Annotated in this window: 21 protein-coding genes and 2 pseudogenes; 10 read left to right on the top strand and 13 right to left on the bottom strand. The window is 62.3% G+C overall.

All coding sequences use genetic code 11. The features are described 5' to 3' along the window. Positions 1-42: 42 nt before the first annotated feature. Complete coding sequence (locus LU682_RS14280) at positions 43-510, bottom strand: sterol desaturase family protein (RefSeq protein ID WP_004374446.1); 468 nt, start codon at positions 508-510, stop codon at positions 43-45. A 397-nt stretch (positions 511-907) separates the two neighbouring features. Between LU682_RS14280 and LU682_RS14285 the strand changes: the two genes are divergently transcribed. Together LU682_RS14285 and LU682_RS14290 are read left to right on the top strand one after the other, a co-directional pair. After that, a complete protein-coding gene (locus LU682_RS14285; protein WP_004374444.1) occupies positions 908-1,621 on the top strand; it encodes an MgtC/SapB family protein in 714 nt (237 codons plus the stop codon). 17 nt (positions 1,622-1,638) lie between these two features. After that, a complete protein-coding gene (locus tag LU682_RS14290) occupies positions 1,639-2,148 on the top strand; it encodes a GNAT family N-acetyltransferase (RefSeq protein WP_010954127.1) in 510 nt (169 codons plus the stop codon). Positions 2,149-2,190: 42 nt separating this feature from the next. Here the strand turns inward: LU682_RS14290 and LU682_RS14295 are convergent, their stop codons facing one another. Then, positions 2,191-3,759, bottom strand: a complete 1,569-nt coding sequence (locus LU682_RS14295) for a sensor domain-containing diguanylate cyclase (protein ID WP_010954126.1) — start codon at positions 3,757-3,759, stop codon at positions 2,191-2,193. Between the two features lie 152 nt (positions 3,760-3,911). Between LU682_RS14295 and LU682_RS14300 the strand changes: the two genes are divergently transcribed. Both LU682_RS14300 and LU682_RS14305 read left to right on the top strand, forming a co-directional pair. Beyond that, positions 3,912-4,412: a DUF4142 domain-containing protein gene (locus LU682_RS14300; protein WP_010954125.1), complete on the top strand. Its 501-nt coding sequence runs from the start codon at positions 3,912-3,914 to the stop codon at positions 4,410-4,412. An 8-nt stretch (positions 4,413-4,420) separates the two neighbouring features. Next, a complete protein-coding gene (locus tag LU682_RS14305) occupies positions 4,421-4,672 on the top strand; it encodes a hypothetical protein (RefSeq protein WP_049587893.1) in 252 nt (83 codons plus the stop codon). 91 nt (positions 4,673-4,763) lie between these two features. On the opposite strand, the gene LU682_RS14310 is transcribed toward LU682_RS14305, so the two are convergent. Both LU682_RS14310 and LU682_RS14315 read right to left on the bottom strand, forming a co-directional pair. Continuing rightward, positions 4,764-4,928 carry a DUF6021 family protein gene (locus tag LU682_RS14310; protein ID WP_010954124.1) on the bottom strand — a complete coding sequence of 55 codons (165 nt, stop codon included), beginning with the start codon at positions 4,926-4,928 and terminating at the stop codon, positions 4,764-4,766. A gap of 55 nt (positions 4,929-4,983) precedes the next feature. Then, positions 4,984-5,970, bottom strand: a complete 987-nt coding sequence (locus tag LU682_RS14315) for a DNA-binding protein (protein WP_010954123.1) — start codon at positions 5,968-5,970, stop codon at positions 4,984-4,986. Between the two features lie 231 nt (positions 5,971-6,201). Here LU682_RS14315 and LU682_RS14320 point away from each other — a divergent pair, with 231 nt between their 5' ends. Next, on the top strand, positions 6,202-6,774 hold the full coding sequence (locus LU682_RS14320; RefSeq protein ID WP_010954122.1) for a bifunctional pyr operon transcriptional regulator/uracil phosphoribosyltransferase PyrR: 573 nt from the start codon (positions 6,202-6,204) through the stop codon (positions 6,772-6,774). Between the two features lie 139 nt (positions 6,775-6,913). Here the strand turns inward: LU682_RS14320 and LU682_RS14325 are convergent, their stop codons facing one another. The 3 genes from LU682_RS14325 to LU682_RS29825 form a co-directional block, all read right to left on the bottom strand. Further along, positions 6,914-7,804: a universal stress protein gene (locus tag LU682_RS14325; RefSeq protein WP_010954121.1), complete on the bottom strand. Its 891-nt coding sequence runs from the start codon at positions 7,802-7,804 to the stop codon at positions 6,914-6,916. Positions 7,805-7,964: 160 nt separating this feature from the next. After that, positions 7,965-8,216, bottom strand: coding sequence for a hypothetical protein (locus LU682_RS14330; protein WP_010954120.1), 252 nt, complete (start codon positions 8,214-8,216; stop codon positions 7,965-7,967). A gap of 69 nt (positions 8,217-8,285) precedes the next feature. Next, on the bottom strand, positions 8,286-8,408 hold the full coding sequence (locus LU682_RS29825) for a phosphoketolase family protein (protein ID WP_079732527.1): 123 nt from the start codon (positions 8,406-8,408) through the stop codon (positions 8,286-8,288). On the opposite strand from LU682_RS29825, the pseudogene LU682_RS29995 reads away from it, so the two are divergent. Next, a pseudogene (locus LU682_RS29995) lies at positions 8,400-8,498 on the top strand (phosphoketolase family protein); the annotation flags it as partial. The gene LU682_RS29825 and the pseudogene LU682_RS29995 sit on opposite strands and share 9 nt — an antisense overlap. Positions 8,499-8,687: 189 nt before the next feature. Here the strand turns inward: LU682_RS29995 and LU682_RS30000 are convergent. Together LU682_RS30000 and LU682_RS14340 are read right to left on the bottom strand one after the other, a co-directional pair. Then, positions 8,688-8,810, bottom strand: a pseudogene (locus LU682_RS30000) (CBS domain-containing protein); the annotation flags it as partial. 55 nt (positions 8,811-8,865) lie between these two features. Next, positions 8,866-9,426 carry an Hsp20/alpha crystallin family protein gene (locus LU682_RS14340; protein WP_049587895.1) on the bottom strand — a complete coding sequence of 187 codons (561 nt, stop codon included), beginning with the start codon at positions 9,424-9,426 and terminating at the stop codon, positions 8,866-8,868. Positions 9,427-9,624: 198 nt separating this feature from the next. On the opposite strand from LU682_RS14340, the gene LU682_RS14345 reads away from it, so the two are divergent. Next, complete coding sequence (locus LU682_RS14345) at positions 9,625-10,350, top strand: hypothetical protein (RefSeq protein ID WP_060494848.1); 726 nt, start codon at positions 9,625-9,627, stop codon at positions 10,348-10,350. Here LU682_RS14345 and fnrB read toward each other — a convergent pair. After that, the gene (fnrB, locus tag LU682_RS14350) at positions 10,319-11,050 is read right to left on the bottom strand and encodes a Crp/Fnr family transcriptional regulator FnrB (protein ID WP_010954117.1); all 732 of its coding nucleotides are present in this window, start codon (positions 11,048-11,050) and stop codon (positions 10,319-10,321) included. The genes LU682_RS14345 and fnrB overlap by 32 nt on opposite strands. Positions 11,051-11,441: 391 nt before the next feature. Between fnrB and LU682_RS14355 the strand changes: the two genes are divergently transcribed. Together LU682_RS14355 and LU682_RS14360 are read left to right on the top strand one after the other, a co-directional pair. Further along, positions 11,442-12,011, top strand: a complete 570-nt coding sequence (locus tag LU682_RS14355; RefSeq protein WP_010954116.1) for a GNAT family N-acetyltransferase — start codon at positions 11,442-11,444, stop codon at positions 12,009-12,011. A 59-nt stretch (positions 12,012-12,070) separates the two neighbouring features. Beyond that, a complete protein-coding gene (locus tag LU682_RS14360; protein WP_010954115.1) occupies positions 12,071-13,438 on the top strand; it encodes an erythromycin esterase family protein in 1,368 nt (455 codons plus the stop codon). Positions 13,439-13,699: 261 nt separating this feature from the next. Here the strand turns inward: LU682_RS14360 and LU682_RS14365 are convergent, their stop codons facing one another. The 3 genes from LU682_RS14365 to LU682_RS14375 form a co-directional block, all read right to left on the bottom strand. After that, on the bottom strand, positions 13,700-14,392 hold the full coding sequence (locus LU682_RS14365) for a phosphoribosyltransferase (RefSeq protein WP_010954114.1): 693 nt from the start codon (positions 14,390-14,392) through the stop codon (positions 13,700-13,702). Positions 14,393-14,707: 315 nt separating this feature from the next. Then, the gene (locus LU682_RS14370; RefSeq protein ID WP_010954113.1) at positions 14,708-15,664 is read right to left on the bottom strand and encodes an aliphatic sulfonate ABC transporter substrate-binding protein; all 957 of its coding nucleotides are present in this window, start codon (positions 15,662-15,664) and stop codon (positions 14,708-14,710) included. A 16-nt stretch (positions 15,665-15,680) separates the two neighbouring features. Next, positions 15,681-16,646, bottom strand: a complete 966-nt coding sequence (locus LU682_RS14375) for an ABC transporter substrate-binding protein (RefSeq protein ID WP_010954112.1) — start codon at positions 16,644-16,646, stop codon at positions 15,681-15,683. A gap of 201 nt (positions 16,647-16,847) precedes the next feature. Between LU682_RS14375 and LU682_RS14380 the strand changes: the two genes are divergently transcribed. Further along, positions 16,848-17,738: a LysR family transcriptional regulator gene (locus LU682_RS14380; protein WP_010954111.1), complete on the top strand. Its 891-nt coding sequence runs from the start codon at positions 16,848-16,850 to the stop codon at positions 17,736-17,738. The last annotated feature ends 18 nt before the right edge of the window (positions 17,739-17,756 follow it).

Raw genomic sequence — 17,756 nt, forward strand, 5'->3', positions numbered from 1 at the left:
TTCACCCGATGCCCGGCAGGTGCCGGGCGTGCCAGGGATGCGTCACGATTGGCTGCGCCTGCTGCGCAATTGCTGCTTCAACACCTTCAGCGGCGGCGCATAGAAGAACCCGAACGACACGCTCCCCGTGCGCCCCTTCACCGCATGGTGCAAGCGGTGCGCGCGGTGCAAGCGTTTCAGGTAGCGGTTGACCGGCCGCGGCTTGCGCGGCCAGTGCCGGTGAAAGAAACCGTCGTGGGCCAGTACATACAGTGCTCCATAGCCTGCCACACCACCGCCCACCCACTGCAAAGGCGCATAACCACTTTTGCCCAGCGCCACCAGCGCCGTGGCGATCAGCCCCAGGGCCACCAGGTACAGGTCGTTGGTTTCGAGCATGCCCAGGTGTGGCTCATGGTGCGATCGGTGCAGCCACCAGCCCCAGCCATGCATGATGTACTTGTGAGCCAGCGTACCAACGCCCTCCATGGCCACCAGGGTGCCGAACAATATGGCGAGATTGAACAGCATGGAACGGTCCGGGTGATGGCAAAGGAAGGCGCAAGGTTACCGGCTGCCCAGGGTTTTTTCCATGTGGGCGTGACCGGCAGCAGGCCGTTCCCGGATGAAGCCATTGTCATGTTTTTGCCCTTGACCTGCTCTGCCCTGCGGCGTATGGTCCGCGACGCAATTTTGCCTTCCTCAACAGGAGACCTGCCTTGGACAGTAGCCCCAGTCGCTTGCGACAGGCCCGCGTGGCGCGCTAGCCCGGCAGTGTTCTGCCCTGTCTGGCCGCTCTGGCAAGACGGTGGTTTCCTGTAACCCCCGCTTCTCCTTCCCTCCACGTGGTCCTGCGCAATTTCTGGTTATTTCAACCGCGCCAACTGATGGCGTTCATGCGGGCGTGTGCCTGCGGAAGAGGTTTGCTATGGATTGGAAAGTATTTCTGCTGCGCGTCAGCATTGCCCTGGTGCTGGGGGCGCTGATCGGTGCCGAACGGCAATTGCGCCAACGCCTGACCGGGCTGCGCACCAATGCGCTGGTCAGTACCGGTGCCTGCCTGTTCGTATTGATGACCCAGGCGGTGCCAGGCATGGCGCCTGCCGATGCGTCGCGGGTCGCAGCCTATGTGGTGTCGGGCATCGGCTTTCTCGGCGGTGGCGTCATCATGCGCGATGGTTTCAATGTACGTGGCCTGAACACCGCGGCCACCTTGTGGTGCACGGCTGCGGTCGGCGTGCTGTGCAGCCTTGGGCTGATGATGGAGGCGGCACTGGGTAGCCTGGTGGTGCTCTGCGCCAACATCCTGTTGCGTGATATCGCCCAGCGCCTGGACCGTCAGGACGTGGTGCCGGCCAGCGAGGTGGAACAGCACTTCGAAGTCCGTATCGTCTGCCGCGGCGAGGACGAGATCCAGGTGCGTAGCCTGATGCTGCACAGCCTGGGCGATCCACAGCTGCGCCTGCAGTCGTTGCAGAGCCAGGACCTGGACAACCCTGCGCGCCTGGAAGTGCGCGCTGAGCTATTGGGCACCGCGCAGGCGCCGGCGCAACTGGAGCGCCTGGTCAGCAGGGTCAGCCTGGAGAAAGGTGTAAGCTCGGTGCGCTGGCAATTACAGCCGCAGGTGCTGGCGACGGATTAGAACGACAGGAGTGATTCATGCTTATCCGCCCTACCCTTGAACCAGACATCACGTGGCTGCCGGACGTCGAGCGCTCGGCAGCCCAGGCTTTTGTCAGTTGGCCGGCACTGGCCTGGCTGGCGCAAGGCGACGTCATGGATTGCGCGGCGCACAGGGCTTTCGTCGAGGCAGGGGGTAGTTGGGTGGCGCAGGACGCGACTGGGCGCATTGTGGGTTTTGCCTGCGCCCGGCTGGCGGATCAGGCATTGCACCTTCATGAAATATCGGTGCGCCAGGAGGCCCAAGGGCAAGGTGTCGGGCGCCGGTTGCTGCAGCAAGTGGTCGATGCAGGGCGCTGCGCCGGTGTACGCGAGCTGACGCTGACCACCTTTGTGGATGTGCCTTGGAATGCGCCGTTTTATGCCCGTTTCGGGTTTGAGATGCTTCAGGAAAGCCGGCTTTGCGAACGACTCCGTGGCATCCTGGCCAGCGAGCATGCTCACGGTCTTCTCGGGCGTTGTGCAATGCGTCTGAACGTGGGGCTCTAGTTTTCATCGCGCCGCATGGCGCCCCCGCGATCTCCAGCCAGGTCAGCAATTCTGCCCTGCCGCCAAACTTCCGGCCACGCAATACCCATCTCGCCCCTGCTGTTTGGCCTGGTACAACGCCCCATCAGCCGCCGCGACCAGCGCCTCGATAGTGCCCCCCTCCCGCGCCAGGTCGACCACCGCGATCCCGGCACTGAAAGACACCCTTCCCAATGGGCTGGCGGCATGTTCCAGCGCCTGACGGCGCAACAGCTGCTGTAACTCCTGCACCAGCAGTTCCGCGCCACGGCCATCGGTATCTGGCAGCAACAGCGTGAATTCCTCCCCACCATAGCGCACCGCCAGATCGGCCGGCCGTTTCAAGGCCTGTTGCAGCACCTCGGCAAAGCGTCGCAAGCACTGGTCGCCAGCCGGGTGACCGTAGTGGTCGTTGTAGGCCTTGAAGTAGTCCAGGTCCAGCATCACCAGTGCCAGGGGATAGCCTTGGCGCCGTGCACGGCGCAGTTCAGGTTCGAACACGCCATCCAGCCGCCGACGGTTACCCAGCCCTGTAAGGCTGTCGGTCAAGGCCAACGCTTTCAGCGTCTGGTGAGCCTGGAGCAGCGCCCGCTCGATCACGATCCGCTCGCGCAGTTGGCGCAGCACCACACCGCCAAACGCTGCCAGCCCCACCAACAACAGCAGCAAGACCGCCACCGACTTGATCGCATCGTACCGCCAGGGCGCGACAATGGATTCACGCGACAGCCCCGCTTCCACGACCAACGGGTAGCTGGACAACGCGCGATAGCCATACAGCCGAGGGGTACCGTCGACGACCGCTACCGCCTCGGCTACCCCTTCTGTGGCATACGGCAAGTGGTTGCGGAAGATCTCACTGTTGGCAAGACTTCGGCCTATCACCTGTTCCACGAACGGGCGCCGTACCAGGAGGGTGCCGTCGCGCTTGGCGAGCACCAGCGCGCCGCGCTCGTCGATCTTGAAGTCGCCGTAGTAACGCACGAACCACGCCACTTTGATCGTGCCAAGCAATACGCCGGCGAAGCTGCCGTCGGCATGCTCCAGGCGCCTGGAAATAGGAATGATCAGGTCGCCGGTGGAACGGCTGCGAACCACCGAACCGATATGTACACCAGGGTCGTTATGGCTGCGGTGATAGGCGAAGTAGTCCCGGTCGGCGTTATTGGCCTTGGGCGGGATGGCCGCCTGATCAGTGACGATCCAGCTGCCGTCCGGGCCGTAAACGAAAAGCCCGTGCAACTGCGGCATGATGCGTTTTTGCTGGGCCAGCAAGGCATGCAGGCGGGGCCGGTCGATGTGATCGAAACCATCGCCTTCCAGGCGCTCGGCCAAGGCACCGGTAATGGCGTCGACCTGGCGGATAGCGTCCTCGGCGTGCTGCGCCGTGGCCCGGGCCAGGTTGCTGACCATGTTCTCGGCATTGTTATAGGCAAAGCGGTAGTCGCGCCAGATGCGCCAACCTTCCACCAGTACAAATGCCAGCATCACCACCAGCATGAATGCCAGTACCAGGCGGAACAGCGCCACGGCGCGGCCCTCGCCACTGATGGCGAAAAGCCCATCGTCGTCCTGTTTCCTGGCTGCGCACATTGGAATCCCTGGCCCTACGGCGTTCGCCGTCTTCACTATAGTTCAGCGTCGCACGGCCGGAACCGGCGGCAAAAAAGATTAAACCTTTTCCCCGCCTTCACCCTCAACCGTACGCGACATTGAGGTCGCGCCACGGTTTAAAGGAGTGAAGCATGAATAGTCTCTTCATCAGACGCGTTGGTTTTTCCATGGTGTTGGGCCTGGCATCGGTGCACGCAATGGCCGCGACTTCCGATGATTTCGTCGATGCAGCCACCGAGGCCGGCATTGCCGAAGTGGTGACCGGCAAGCTGGCTCAGGAGAAAAGCCAGAACGCCGAGATCAAGTCATTCGCCCAGCAAATGGTCACCGACCACACCCAGGCCAACCAGAAACTCGGCGACATTGCCCGCAAACTGGACATTTCGGTTCCGGATGAGGCCGCGATGACCGACAAGATCAAGAAAGTGATCCTGGAGTGGCGCGATGAGTCCTTCGACAAGTCGTACCTCAACAACCAGGTCGACGCTCACGAAAAAGCGGTGGAGCTGTTCAAGAAAGAGGCTGCATCGTCCGACAAGGCCGAGCTGAAGGCCTTTGCCAGCGAAACGCTGCCCAAACTCGAACAGCACCTGGAACAGGCCAAAGCCCTTCAGTCCAAGCACGGCAAGTGAGGCCGCACATGAGTAACGATGCATTGAAGACCGAAGTACTTACCCGCCTGCTGCATGCCCACCCCGAAGGCCTAGGCAAGGAAGTGCTGGACAACTACCGCGGTGAAAAGGCGGTGGCCGGCATGCTCAAGACGTTGCAGGAAGCCGGTTTGATTCATGACGGTAGCGTGGCGGTAAGCAATGATCACCAGATCAGCGTGCACTACCCGATCAAGCTGTCGGCGGCGGGCGTAGAGGCCGCCAGGCGCGCTGAAGGCTGACAGTCGTCTGTGGTGACCGTCGCCGGCAAGCTGGTTCCCAAGGGATCGCACATGGCTTGCCGGCGACGAGACCGGTAATCAAGGCCGTGGTTTACTCCTTTTTCTCAATGTCTCTAGGCGGCTTGGCCGGCCCCTGTGGGTCGACTTGAGGGTCTTCGGCATCCGGGGAGTCGGGGTCGAAACCAAGGTCGGCCTTTTTATCGGCCTGCTCGGCCGAGTGAGGCCCCTCTTTGTGTGGTGGTTGAGATCCAGGCATGGCGTTGTCTCCGATGAGTGTCTAAGGAAGAAACCACTCGCCAGGAAAAGTTTGATTAATCTGCAACCGAGGCCAATTGCGCCCGACACTGCGCCAGCGCCTCGTCACGCGCCTTCAACTGCTCCTCAAGCCACTGCAACTGCCGCGCCTGCTCGGCGCACACGTCGCGCCTGGCTTCAAGGCTCTGGGCTTGCACATCCAGCTGCCGACGCATCTCTTCGCTGGCGCCTTGTGCCTGGGCCAGGATGGTGCGCAGGCCCTGGATCTGCGCATCGCGTTGTTCCAGCAACTCATCCTGCGCCCGGCATTCGCTGGCCGCCTGACGATGCTCTCCCAGCAGACGCTCATTGTCACGGTGCAAACGGGTAAGTTCGTCCTGCTTGACGATCATGCCCTGCTGCAACTGACGTAATTCCACCTGCATCTGCTGCAACTGCGCTTCGTGGCGGCGCTGTTCCTGCTCGCGCTGTTCACGGCTGGCATTGCGGTAGTGCTCCAAGGCGTCGCGGGCATGGCGGTGCTTGTCTTCCAACGATTTGACCTGCTCGTCCTTGTCAGCCAGGCGCACCTGCAACTCACCCAGCGACTGGTTGAGGCTGGCACTGCGCAGCTGTTCGGCCTGCAGCGTGCTTTGCGTGGACAGCAGTTTTTCGGTCTCTGCGGCCAATGCCGCTGCATCGATCTTGTGTTGCTGATGCGCTGCGGCCAGTGCCTGCCGGGCAATTTCCAGCTGCGCCTCAAGCTGCTCGCGCTGTTGAGTGAACGTGCTCTCGGCCTGCTCGATCTTCAGGTCGGCCTCGTCCTGCAGCTGCGTTGCCAGTTGCCCGACCAGGCGGCTCAGCACATCGCTCAGCGCGACCCCGCCTTCGGACGCCACCGGCTGCTGGCCGTTCAGTTCCTTCAGGTAGCGGTGAATCGTGGTTTTGGAGCCGGTGTTGCCCAACTCGATACGTATGGCATCGATGCTGGGGTTCTCACCCCGGGCGATCAGTGCCTGACGCGCCTGCTGCACTACCACCTTGTTGATACCGCCACGGGCCATGCTTGCTCCTACGATTTTGTACTGTGTTATGTAACATGTAATTACGTACCAATTATGACGATAGCAAACCCCTACTGCAAACATTTCCTCAGGTGGAATAATCACGGCTTATCGCATGTAATGCACAAAACGGGCTTGTTTTCGATTCGATCACTTGGCTTTTATCAAGCCCACCTCAAGGTGCCCGGGTAGGCTCCCGAACAGAGTGATATCCAATAAAGGAAAAACACCATGAATCGCCCCGCTCCATCGAGGGTTCGCCTGTATGACGAAGACGATCTGGACAGTGTGCTGCGCTCGATGGCCCGCCAGGCCATGGCCTGCTTGCCTACGTCTGAAGTCGCGCTGGTAGGCATTCAGCGGCGTGGTGAGCCGCTGGCGCAGCGCCTGCAACTGCACCTGCAAGCACTGAACGGTGCTGCGCCATTGCCGCTCTACCCGATCAAGGTCAAGCGCTATGCAGACGACCTGAGCCTCTTGCATGCGCATACTCAACTCACCGAAAACCCGGAACTCGCCAAGCTCGACCTTGCCGGAACCACCTTGCTGGTGGTCGATGACGTGCTCTACGAAGGGCACTCTCTGCTACGCACCTGCGCCTACCTCGCCGAACTGGGTGCGCGCCACCTCATCAGCGCGGTGCTCGTCGACCGCCACGTCTGCCGCCAACCGGTGCATGCCGATATCGTCGGCATTCATCTGCAGGTCGCGGCGCAGGATATCGTCGAATGCCATGTGCCCCCCTACGAAGGGCAATTCTGCGTGGAGGTGGTGCGCCACGGCCGAACAGGCGATACCGCCTGATTCAACGGCCGGGTGCGGGGCCTTCTCGTCAGGATTGAGAATCAAGGCCTCCAGGCGCTACCTTGCACCGGGTGGTGCTGAGCCACTGACTACCCGTCGCCACCCGTTCGTCGTTCTTGCAGTCGTCAGCCGCACAGCCCTACACCACCAGAATATTGCAAGGCACCTGGTACAACACATGCTCGGTGGTACTGCCGAACAGACGGTCCAGCCCCCGTGCAATTGGTCGCCCCATGACCAGTGCGTCCACCGGCTGTGATTCAACGTATTCGCTGAGCACCGGGACCGGGCGGCCGAGCACGAAGTGGCAGCGTTCCGGCGGTGCGCCGAAGCGTTCGGCCAGTTTCCTGAAATCATCCTCCAGCGCTTGGCGCATGGGCTCGGCAATGTCACCGATGGCCCAGGCGGCATAGCCCATGTCGCCCATGTAGGCCATCGACAGATCGCAGGCGTGCAGCAGGTCCAGTTGCGCCCCTGTCTGCAAGGCCAAGGCACTGGCCTGCTGGACGATGCTGTCATTTCGGGCTTGCCCCTCTTCCGAGGTGTCGGCCACGTCCACCGCCGCCACGACCTGGCGCGGCAACGTCGGCCGGTTGGCCCCGAGCAGGTAGACCGGGACCGGGCAGTGGCGCAACAGTTTCCAGTCAAGCGGGGTGAAGAAGGCGCGCTTGAGCGCGGGCTCATGCTCGACCTGCTTGAGCAGTAGGTCCGGTCGCATCTCCATGACGTGTTCCAGGATGTCATCCTGCAGGTCATTGCTCCACGCCACCTCGGTCGTCACCTGCACGCCGGAGGCACGCAGCGCGTTCGCCTGGGTTTCCAGCTGTTGCTGCTGAGTGTGCCGGTAAGCCTCCCGCTCCGTTTGGTGCTTACCGGACTCCAGTAGCCAGAGTTTGTCCAGTGCTTCGAGCAAGGCGACAATGTGCAAGCTGGCCGATGCTGATCGGGCCAGTGCACCGGCCTGCTCCAGGGCGACCGCCTGGTGCAGCATTGGGCGCATGATCAGCAACAGGCGTTGATAGTGGCTCATGATTACCTCCAACGGTGGGCCGGCCTGATCACTCAGGTCGCTCGGGTTGCATCGAGAGGGGGCTTTCGGCGGGCAGTGATTGACTGCTGCTGCCAGCATCCAGTTCATGCCGCCCTTGGCGCTTGGTTTTTATCAAGCGTGCGAACGCCTGCAGCGTGGCTCAATGTCTGGCCTGTTGGCGCAGTTGCCGCACCTCGTCCTGAGCCTGGGTTGCCCGCCTTAGGGCCTCGTTGGCGGTCTGCTCGACCAGATCGATGCGGTAACACACTTGATCGGCGCGCAACCTTGCGGTGGCGGCGTTGTTCTCCGCCGACTCCAGGCGCGCATCGTATTCCTCGGCGCGCCACGCCGTGCAGCCTGACGCGGTAACCAGCAACAGGCTTGCCCACCCGCAAAGCACATAACGTCGCATGTCCGTACCCTCTTGCATGCCAGGACACGCTGAGTATCGCTGGCGGCGTGCGCTGCAGCCTGACATTTGTCAACCGCGAGCGGCCTTTTCACCGGGGTTGACCTTTATCAATCGGGGATGCTGTTGCGACTGTTGCAGTACCATGAGGTCAACGACATTCACCACCCTCACACGCACGTCTGGAGCCTGCATTGCCAATCAGGTATCGGGCGCTGGGGCTGGGCCTGCCATGATGACGAGATGCCCGAGGTGGTGCTTGCCTGTGCGAGCGATGTGCCGACGGATATTGGCGCGCCGCATATTGAGGAAGACATCGAACAGGTCCTCGTTCTGGTTCGCGGTGATCAGAGGCCGGGGCAGTACATCGACCGCCTGCAGGTCCTCCTGATCCGGTGGGTTGCGCGCAATGATCCGCAACGCCAGGTCGCGATCGGTGATCAGGCCGATGGGCCGACAACGCTCGCCGTCGACATGTTCGGCCAGCACAAGATCGCCGACATGGTACTGATTCATCATGCGCGCCGCGGCATAGATGGAGATACCGGGTGGTGCGGTGACCACGTCCCGGTTGCAGTATTTGCCAATGGACATCATGTTCTACCTCCACGGGCGGAGCCTCCTTGCTCCTCGATGCAGTGAGGGTGGGTGATCATTTACCGCTCTTGATCGGAATCACCTTTTCCGGATGGATGGCTTCGGCACGCTTGGGCAGGTGCACCAGCAGCACGCCCTTGTCGAACTGGGCGTCGATTTTCTCGGCGTCGACCCCACGGGGCAGCTGGAAAACCCGTTCGAAGCTGCCGTAATGGCGCTCGGACAGGTGATATTCCTTGCGTTTTTCGTCCACTTCCTCCTTTTTCTCGCCCCGGATCAACAGGTTGCCATTGACGAGCTTGATCTCGATATCCTTGGCATCCACGCCAGGCAACTCGGCGCTGATGCGGTATTCCTCGGCCAGCTCGCTGATGTCCATGGCCGGCATGCCGTGGGTGAACAGGTCACGCCGCCAGAACGGTTCGACATCGAACGGTGTGTGGCTGAACGGCATGCGCATCGGCCGCCGTCCAAAATCCTCGAACAGGCTGTCGATCTGGCGGCGCAATTGCTGGAAGGGCCGCCACAGCTCTGAAGGTTCGACGCTGGGTGGCGAACCTTCGGTTGGCTGGCTGGCGACGGGGGTAACAGGCACTTTCTTGGCAACGTCTGACATGGCGCCCTCCTCGAATGAGTGAATGAGTAATGCCTCCCAGGGAGACGCCTCGATCATGCGCCGAGGGGCAGCACCCCATTTGATCTTTATCAACAAGGTGAAGTCCCTGCCGCCCGCTGGTTTGATCCTGGTCAAAGTGCCGGGTTGGCCACGGTCTAGGCTGATTACAGCAAGTCATCATTACCGTGCGAGGCAGTCATGGACCGGGAGGGTGCCAGCGTCCGCTTGCTCCAGACATTGCCCGGCCTGGGCATCCAGCAATTCGTGCGCCTGGCCCTTTGCAGCCCGTCATGCAGCGAGGCAATGGCTGGCCAGTACTGTGTGCTCAGCGGTCGAACCGAGTGCTGGCCATGCAGTTACGTGACCCTGCCTGGCGTGGCCGGGCAATTTATCGTCAGCACCCAGAGTGCGCAGCCCTTGGGACGGGCGGGGGAACTGTTCGACTATTCCGGGCCGCTTGGCAGCGCTTGGCCGTTGCCCATGCAAAGTACAAGGTTGCTGGCCATCAGTCGCGCCGATGGCCTGCTGCCCTTGCTGGGTGCGCTGGATGAGATTCGCTGTTGGCTGCCCTGGATACAATTGCAGCTGTCACATGACGGCATTGCAGCTGAACTGCTGCCAGACGATTGTCGAACCTGGCTGTCGCTACTGCCGCGTGACAGCAGCAGTGGCTGGTGGCAAACCAGGCGCTTGCTGATCACCTTTCACCCGGACACGGTGTACTGCTGCGCACCGTCACAGGTGGCGCGCCAGGTAGCCCAGCTGTGCTGGCAAACAGGCGTAGCACCCCAGCGCATCTGGATACGCACGGATCATGTGGCACGTCCGATCTGGGGGGGGCACTCCGCCGAAAGCTGGCCTGTGCAACGCTATGACCGGGTGCTTGCCGCGCTCAAGTGGGCTCCTCCAGGCGGGTCAGGTTGACCAGGCCTTGCATGTCGATGAGCCTGACCTCACGCCCGGCGCACAGCACGAGACCTGCATGGACGAAGCGGCTGAACAGTCGGCTGACCGTTTCCAGCGTAAGGTCCAGGTAGTTGGCGATATCACCACGGGACATGGGCAGGTTGAACACATCCGCCCGCAACCCCCGCGCCTGGTAACGCGCCGACATGCCCAGCAGGAAGATCGCCAGCCGCTGCTCGGCACGCCCATGGCAGCAGCGCAGGTGCTCGTCCTTGCCCTGGATCCCCAGGCTGAGCATGTGCAGCAACTGATAACGCAACCCCGGAATCTGGCCGGACAGGTCCACCAGCTGATCCAGCCTGATGGAGCAGACCAGCGAGAGTTCCAGGGCAACGGCAAAGCTTCGGTAATGACTGGCACCAATAGCGTCCAGCCCGAGCATTTCACCCGGCAGGAGGAAGCCGGTCACCCGCTCGGTGCCCTCGGCATCGAGCAGAAAATTCTTGATCGCCCCAGAGCGCAAGGCAAACACGTGCTCCATGGGTTCATTGGCCTTGAACAGGTACTCACCCCGCTTCAATGGCCGGTTACGGCGGACAATTCGCTCCAGTTTGTCCACTTCGTCGGCGCTGAGGCTGGCGGGCAGGCATAGCCGGCTCAACGAGCACGCAAGGCACTTCACATGGGGCCTTGCCCCCATTTCTGCAGAGCCTGACATGACGATGCCTCCGCTTTTTTCAGGCAGGCATCTATTCAAGTTAGCGGCCCCACAAAACGTTCGCGGGCTGTCCGACCAAGGGTTGGATGCCACGCGAGGCGACCTGATGAAGATCAAACCGCCCCTTGCCCGCGCGCGCGTGCTCAAGCGTCGAACGCTTCGTTAAAGCCTGATCGTTTGCCTGGGCGCTATCCGCCAAAAAGTGATAGATCATGAAAATCAGTAGCTTGCTTGTAATTGTGTCCGAAGAAGATCGATACGATCCGGCTATACCCGCATTTTTCTATCGGCTCGACAGGTCATGTGGGAAGCATTTGACAACTGTCAAGTCAGGGCAAGGTCCGCTGCCGAAACTGAACTTCCTTGTTCATTCGACACAGAGGACATTGCCATGGCACCCGCCGAAACTTCCCGAGTACATACAACGCCTTCGTTTCCCAAGCCTTCCGGTGAACACTGGATCGAAGCCCTCGAAAACGGCGTTCACGTGTTGATCAGGCCCTTGCAAGCCCAGGACCGAGAACGCGAAAAAGCCTTCATCGAACGGCTGTCGCCCGAATCGCGGCATTTCCGCTTCCTGTGCCAGCTCAGGGAGCCCGGTGAGGCCATGCTCGACCAACTGATGAAGGTCGACCAGGATCGCCAGGCGGCCTACGTCGCCCTCGCCCACGTGGATGGCGAATTGCAGGAAGTGGGCATTTCCCGCTACGCCACCGCCAGCGGCAAGGACGAGTGCGAATGTGCCGTTACCGTCATGGATAGCTGGCAGCATCATGGCTTGGGTCGCCTGCTGCTCAAGCACCTGATCGACCATGCCCGCGCCAAGGGCTTGCGGCAGATGTATTCGGTCGACGCAGCGGCCAACCAAGCGATGCGCGAGCTGGCCAAGGCGGCAGGATTCACCACCGCCGCTGACCCGGATGATCCCAGCCAGGTCATCCACCGGCTCTCCCTGATCTGAACCCTGGGCCGTCGCACTGACGGGTCAATGCGCGGCGGCCCGATTACGGGAGGCTCCCCATGAACGGCCCTTCGAAGAAATTGATGGAAAAACTCTACGGCAAGCAGTATCAGGTCGACACTGCTGATATAGCCCCGGTGCTTTACCAGTACGCCGAACCTTTGCCGAACCTGGATACGCCGGCATTCGCAGCGCTGTTCGACCGCTACGCTGACGCGCGCGTCATCCTGCTGGGCGAGGCAAGCCACGGCAGCAGCGAGTTCTATCGCGCCCGAGTGGCGATCACCCGGCGCCTGATCGAACAGCATGGCTTCAACATCGTCGCCGTCGAGGCCGACTGGCCGGATGCCGGGCATGTCGATCAGTACGTCCGAGGCTTGGCGCACTCGGCGTGGAAACGCCATATTTTCAGCCGTTTTCCAACCTGGATGTGGCGCAATAGCGAAGTCAAAGCCTTCGCCCAATGGCTGCACGGGCACAACCGCCTGCTGCCCACCGACCACCGCGTGGAATTCCGCGGCCTGGATGTGTACAGCCTGCGCAATTCCATCCATGAAGTCCTGGCGTATCTGGACCGGGTCGACCCGCATCTGGCCCATGAAGCCCGTCGCCGCTACGGTTGCCTGACGCCTTGGCAGGACGACCCCGCGCTGTACGGGCACTTTGTCGAGCACAGTGGCGTCATGCCATGCGAGCAACCGGTGATCCAGCAACTGAATGCCATGCTCGCCGAGCAATTGTCAGGGCTTGTCCGCAATGATGAAGCTTTTTTCAACGCCACGCAGAATGCCCGTGTAATCATCGCCGCAGAGCAGTACTACCGCGCCATTTACCGAGGTTCGACGGCGTCCTGGAACCTGCGCGACCGGCACATGTTCGATACCTTGCGCGCGCTGCTGGAACACCGTGGCCCCCACGCCAAGGCGGTGGTCTGGGCTCACAACTCCCATATCGGCAATGCCGCAGCCACGGAAATGGGCTGGAAAGGCCAGTTCAACATCGGCCAGCTTTGCCGCAGCGCTTTCGGGCACGACGCGGTGTTGATCGGCATGGCCACCGACCGCGGCCAGGTGGCCGCCGCCGATGACTGGGACGGCGACATGCAGATCAAGGAAATCCGACCTTCGCGCAGCGACAGCTGGGAGCATCAGTTCCGCCTCGCAGGCGTGCCAGCCTGCCTGAGCGACTGGCGCGACCCACAGCGCAAGGAGCTGCGCCATGTGTTGTCCACGGTGCTACTCGAACGCGCCATCGGCGTCATCTATCGCCCAGAGAGTGAACGGCTGAGCCATTACTTCGAGGCGGTGCTGGCCGAGCAGTTCGATGCGCTGCTCTGGTTCGAGCAGACCCGGCCGGTGACTGCCCTGCCCTTGCCGAAACAACAGCATCTTGAGCCAGAGGACGAAACCTATCCATTTGGTGTATGAGCCTCGGCCAAGCCCCATCAGACGGATATGCGCTGCAGGTACTTCACGAACCAGTCACCGGCGAGCGCCGCGGCCTTCGCCAAGGTGCCAGGCTCTTCGAGCGGTCCACCTGACGATTGAGCTCAGCAGGTCGAAGAGTAGTGACCTTAGGCCACGTGCCGCGAGAGCGTCTGCTACGTATTGATTGCGGGCGCTCAGACGCCCGCCACGAGTTCGACGCCTGCCAGCTTCATCGTCTGTGTGCGAACTTCAACCCTGTGCTCAGTCATGGGGCGCCCTCCGGCAAAGCGCTTGCTGATCGGCCTGCCCCATGAGCGTCATCACTTCCTCGTCTGATGTCTGCGGGAAGTCCTGATACCAATAGCCAACCGAAACCATCCGCTCAGGCACCAGCGGGCACACCAGCTCATCCACTTCACCGTACAGCGCTTCGAGCGTTTCTGGCGGTGCGACCGGGACGGCGACCACGATCCGCGCCGGTGATTGGGCTCGCACGGCCTGGATAGCCGCCCGCATCGTGGCGCCGGTCGCCAGGCCGTCATCGATGAGAATCACCACCTGATCCTTGAGTTGCAGGGGTGGCCGCCCTCCCCGGTAGCCCCGTTCGCGCCGGGCCAGCTCCTCGGTTTCCCTGGCAACCACGGCGTCGAACAACGCGGGTTCTACCGGATAGGCCCGTAGCGTGTCGTCATTGAGGAAAGTGACTCCGCCGCTGGCTATCGCCCCCATGGCGAACTCGGGGTGAAACGGCATGCCGAGCTTACGCACCACCAGCAGGTCCAGGCGGACGTTGAGGGCGGTCGCGACTTCGTAGGCCACCGGAACGCCACCACGCGGCAGTGCGAGCACGATCACGTCGGGCCTGCCAGCGTAGCGGGCCAGTGGCTCGATCAGGCATCGTCCTGCCTGGGTACGGTCGGCAAACAAGGTTGGCAACGCAAGGTCATGGGACATGAACATCTCCCGCGCCGCTACGGGCGCCTGTCACTGCGGTTTCCGATGGGGGCCGTTGGTTGCTTCAAGCCGTGACTGCATGCCCCTCCTCGGGCAACAGGTCGAACTGCGCGAGGCAACGCTGCTCATCTGCAAGGGGGGCAGCGCCCTCGGGCCGCTCACTTCCTGCATGGGCGTTTCGAACAGGCCAGGCGGAACACCCCATTGCGCTTCAGAAAGGCCGCTGGGGTGCGATGCAGTCGATAATCCGCGCACACCCGCATCGGCATTTGATGCAGATCAGAAAACCGCTTATCGCATGTGAGCACCCAGATATTAGTTGCTAGGCGGCTGATACACGTCCACCGCGCTGGTATCCACCGCCTTGGGTAGCAACCCCTCGCGATAGAACGCGTCGGCAATCCGTTGCTGCTCGGCCAGGTTGTCCAGCTTCACCGGCTGCACATCGTAACTGCGCCGGGCGTTGGCCTGCTGCACCGTGGCGCTGTCCAGATTACCCCACAGCGGGCCAAGGATGCGGGCAGCGGCCTCGGGGTTGGCCTTGGTCCAGGCACCGGCTTCACGCAATGCCAGGTACACCTGCTGCAATACCTCAGGATGCGCCTTGGCATAATCGCTGCCGGCGAGGTAATAGCGCTGGTAACTGGCCAGTTCGCTGCCGTCGACCAGGATCCGTGCGTTCTGCTGACGCTGGGCGCTGGCCACGTAAGGGTCCCAGGTCACCCAGGCATCGACCTTGTGGTTCTCGAAGGCAGCGCGGCCGTCGGCGGGGATCAGGTAAGCCGGCGTGATGTCCTTGAAGGTCAGCCCAGCCTTGGCCAGGGCCTGGATCAACAGATAGTGGCTGCCAGCGGCTTTGGTCACCGCCACACGCTTGCCTTTGAGGTCGGCCAGGGTCTTGAGCGGTGAGTCCGCCGGCACCAGGATCGCCTGGGCGGTCGGCGAAGGTGCTTCCCGGGCGAAATAGGTCAACTTGGCGCCTGCCGCCTGAGTGAACACCGGCACGGTGTCGGCAACGTCCGCCGAGAGGTCGACATTGCCAAGGTTCAGGGCCTCCAGCAGCGGCAGGCCGCTGGGGAACTCGTGCCAGGTCACGCGAATGCCCTCGGCCTGCAGGCGCTGTTCGAGAGTGCCCCTGGCCTTCAGCAGGGTCAGCAGGGTCGAGGATTTCTGGTAGCCGATGCGCAGGGTCTGCTCGGCGCTGGCAAGGCTTGGCAGCAAGGCGCTGGCGAGCAGCGCCAGGCCCAGCTGGCGCAGGGGTTTAAAGGTCATGAATACGTCTCCGAGGTCAGGGTTGCGCTGCAAGCTTGGCGGCGGCGGGAAGGGTGAAGCCGGTGGCAAAGGTCGGGGCCACATCAAGGCGCTCGGTCATCAGGCCGTGGGTGTGGTAGAAGTCGGCGGTGTCCTGCTGCTCGGTCACGGTTTGCGTGTCGATCACCTGCCAGCGCAGCTGCCGACGCTCGAATTGCAGGCGGGCCGCCTCTACCGGGAAGCCAATGATCGCGGCCAAGGTTTTCGAGTAGGTATCCAGGTGTTGGTTGGCCCACACCTGCGCTGCGGCCAGGCGGTTGAGATAGTCCTGCAGCGCTGCACGACGCCCAGGCTCCTCCAACGCCTTGTCGGTGGCGGCAAGGAAACTGTTGCCGGTGGACAGGCCACGACCGTTGACCAACACACGGCCTTGCCCACTCAACTCGGCCAGCGCTGTGTAAGGCTCCCAGGTCGACCAGGCATCCACCGAGCCGTTGGCCAGGGCGATCTTGGCGTCCACCGGCCCAAGGAAACGGAACTCCACATCCTTCTCGGTCAGCCCTGCCTGGGCCAGCGCCTTGAGCGCCAGGTGGTGCCCGATCGACCCTCGCCCGGTCGCGATGCGCTTGCCCTTGAGTTCGGCCGCACTGCGCAGCGGCGCCTCCGGCCGCACCAGCAACGCCGTGCCATAAGGGTCGGACTTGTCCACTGCGATGGCCTTGACCGGTGCTCCGGAGGCCAGCACGAACAGCAGTGGCGCATCGCCGATGATGCCGGCATCGATCGCCCCAGCGTTGAGCGCCTCGGCCAGCGGCGCGGCGGCAGGGAACTCGGCCCAGCGGATGTCGTAGGGCAGGTCGCGCAGGGCGTCGGCGGCCTCCAGCTGGGCGCGCATGTTACCCTTCTGGTCGCCGATGCGCAGGGTCAGGCGCTCGCTGGCGCTGGCATGACCGGCCAGCAGCAGGGCAACGGCAACGGTCAGCAGCTTCGTTCGGATGGACATGATGTTCCTCGGTGTCTTGGCGGGCAGCATCGTGCGGCCCGGCTCAAGCGACTCTAGCGAGATCTTTTAAATAAATTAAATTGATTTTAGGAATAACCTAATATGCGTTTTTATCTTCTAGAATCGTCCCGATGGCACTACCCTCCAGTGCGATGATGCTGATGCCTGATTTTTTCCCGTTCGACCCAGAGAGCGCCGATTATGAAAATCGATGATATGGACGCCTTCGTCGCCGTCATTCGTTGCCAGTCCACCAACCTTGCCGCCGAGGCCCTGCAACTGACGCAGCCGGCCATTACCCGCCGGGTGCAGAATTTCGAGGAAGACCTCGGCGCCACCCTCCTCGACCGCAACACCAAGCCGCTCAAGCCCACCCCCATGGGCTTGCGGGTCTATGAGCAGTGCAAGGCGATCCTGCGCGAGATAGACTCGCTGCGTGAACTGGTAGCCAACGACGGCGCGCCGTCGGGCACCTTGCGCCTGGGTGTGCCGCAGACATTGGGCGACGTTGTGCTGCTCGACGCCCTGGCACAGATCCGTGAGGCCTACCCCCAACTGCGCACCCAGGTCACCAGCGGCTGGGGCAGCAGCCTGATCGCGCGCATGGAAAACGGTGAGCTGGACGCTGCCGCGGCCCTGTTCCCGCCTGGCAAGATTTTCCCCGAAGGGATCGCCAGCCAGTCGATCGCGCGCATGCCGCTGAGGGTGGTCACGGCCAAGGGCAGCGCCGGCAAGCGCAGCTACAAGCTCAAGGACTGCTACACCCGCGGCTGGGTGCTGAACCCGGATGGCTGTGGCTTCCGCGCTGGGCTGCAACGGGCACTGAGTGAGCAAGGGCTGAGCCTGTCGATCAACCTCGAAACCTTCGGCACCGAGTTGCAACTGGGGCTGGTCGCCAACGGCCAGGGCCTGGGACTGGTTCCCGAGCCGCTGTTACAGACCAGCCGCCACCGCAGTGCGCTGGATGTACTGAATATCAGCGATTTCAAGCCGCAGGTGGATCTGTGGCTGTTCCATCCGCGCTACCTGGGTAATTTACAGGAGCCGGTGGAGCTTTTTGGTGAGGTCGCGGGACATCGGTTGTTGGGTTGAGCTCACTGGCCTGTGGCG

The sequence above is a fragment of the Pseudomonas alloputida genome (assembly GCF_021283545.2).
In the GTDB taxonomy this organism is placed as follows: Bacteria; Pseudomonadota; Gammaproteobacteria; order Pseudomonadales; family Pseudomonadaceae; genus Aquipseudomonas; species Aquipseudomonas alloputida.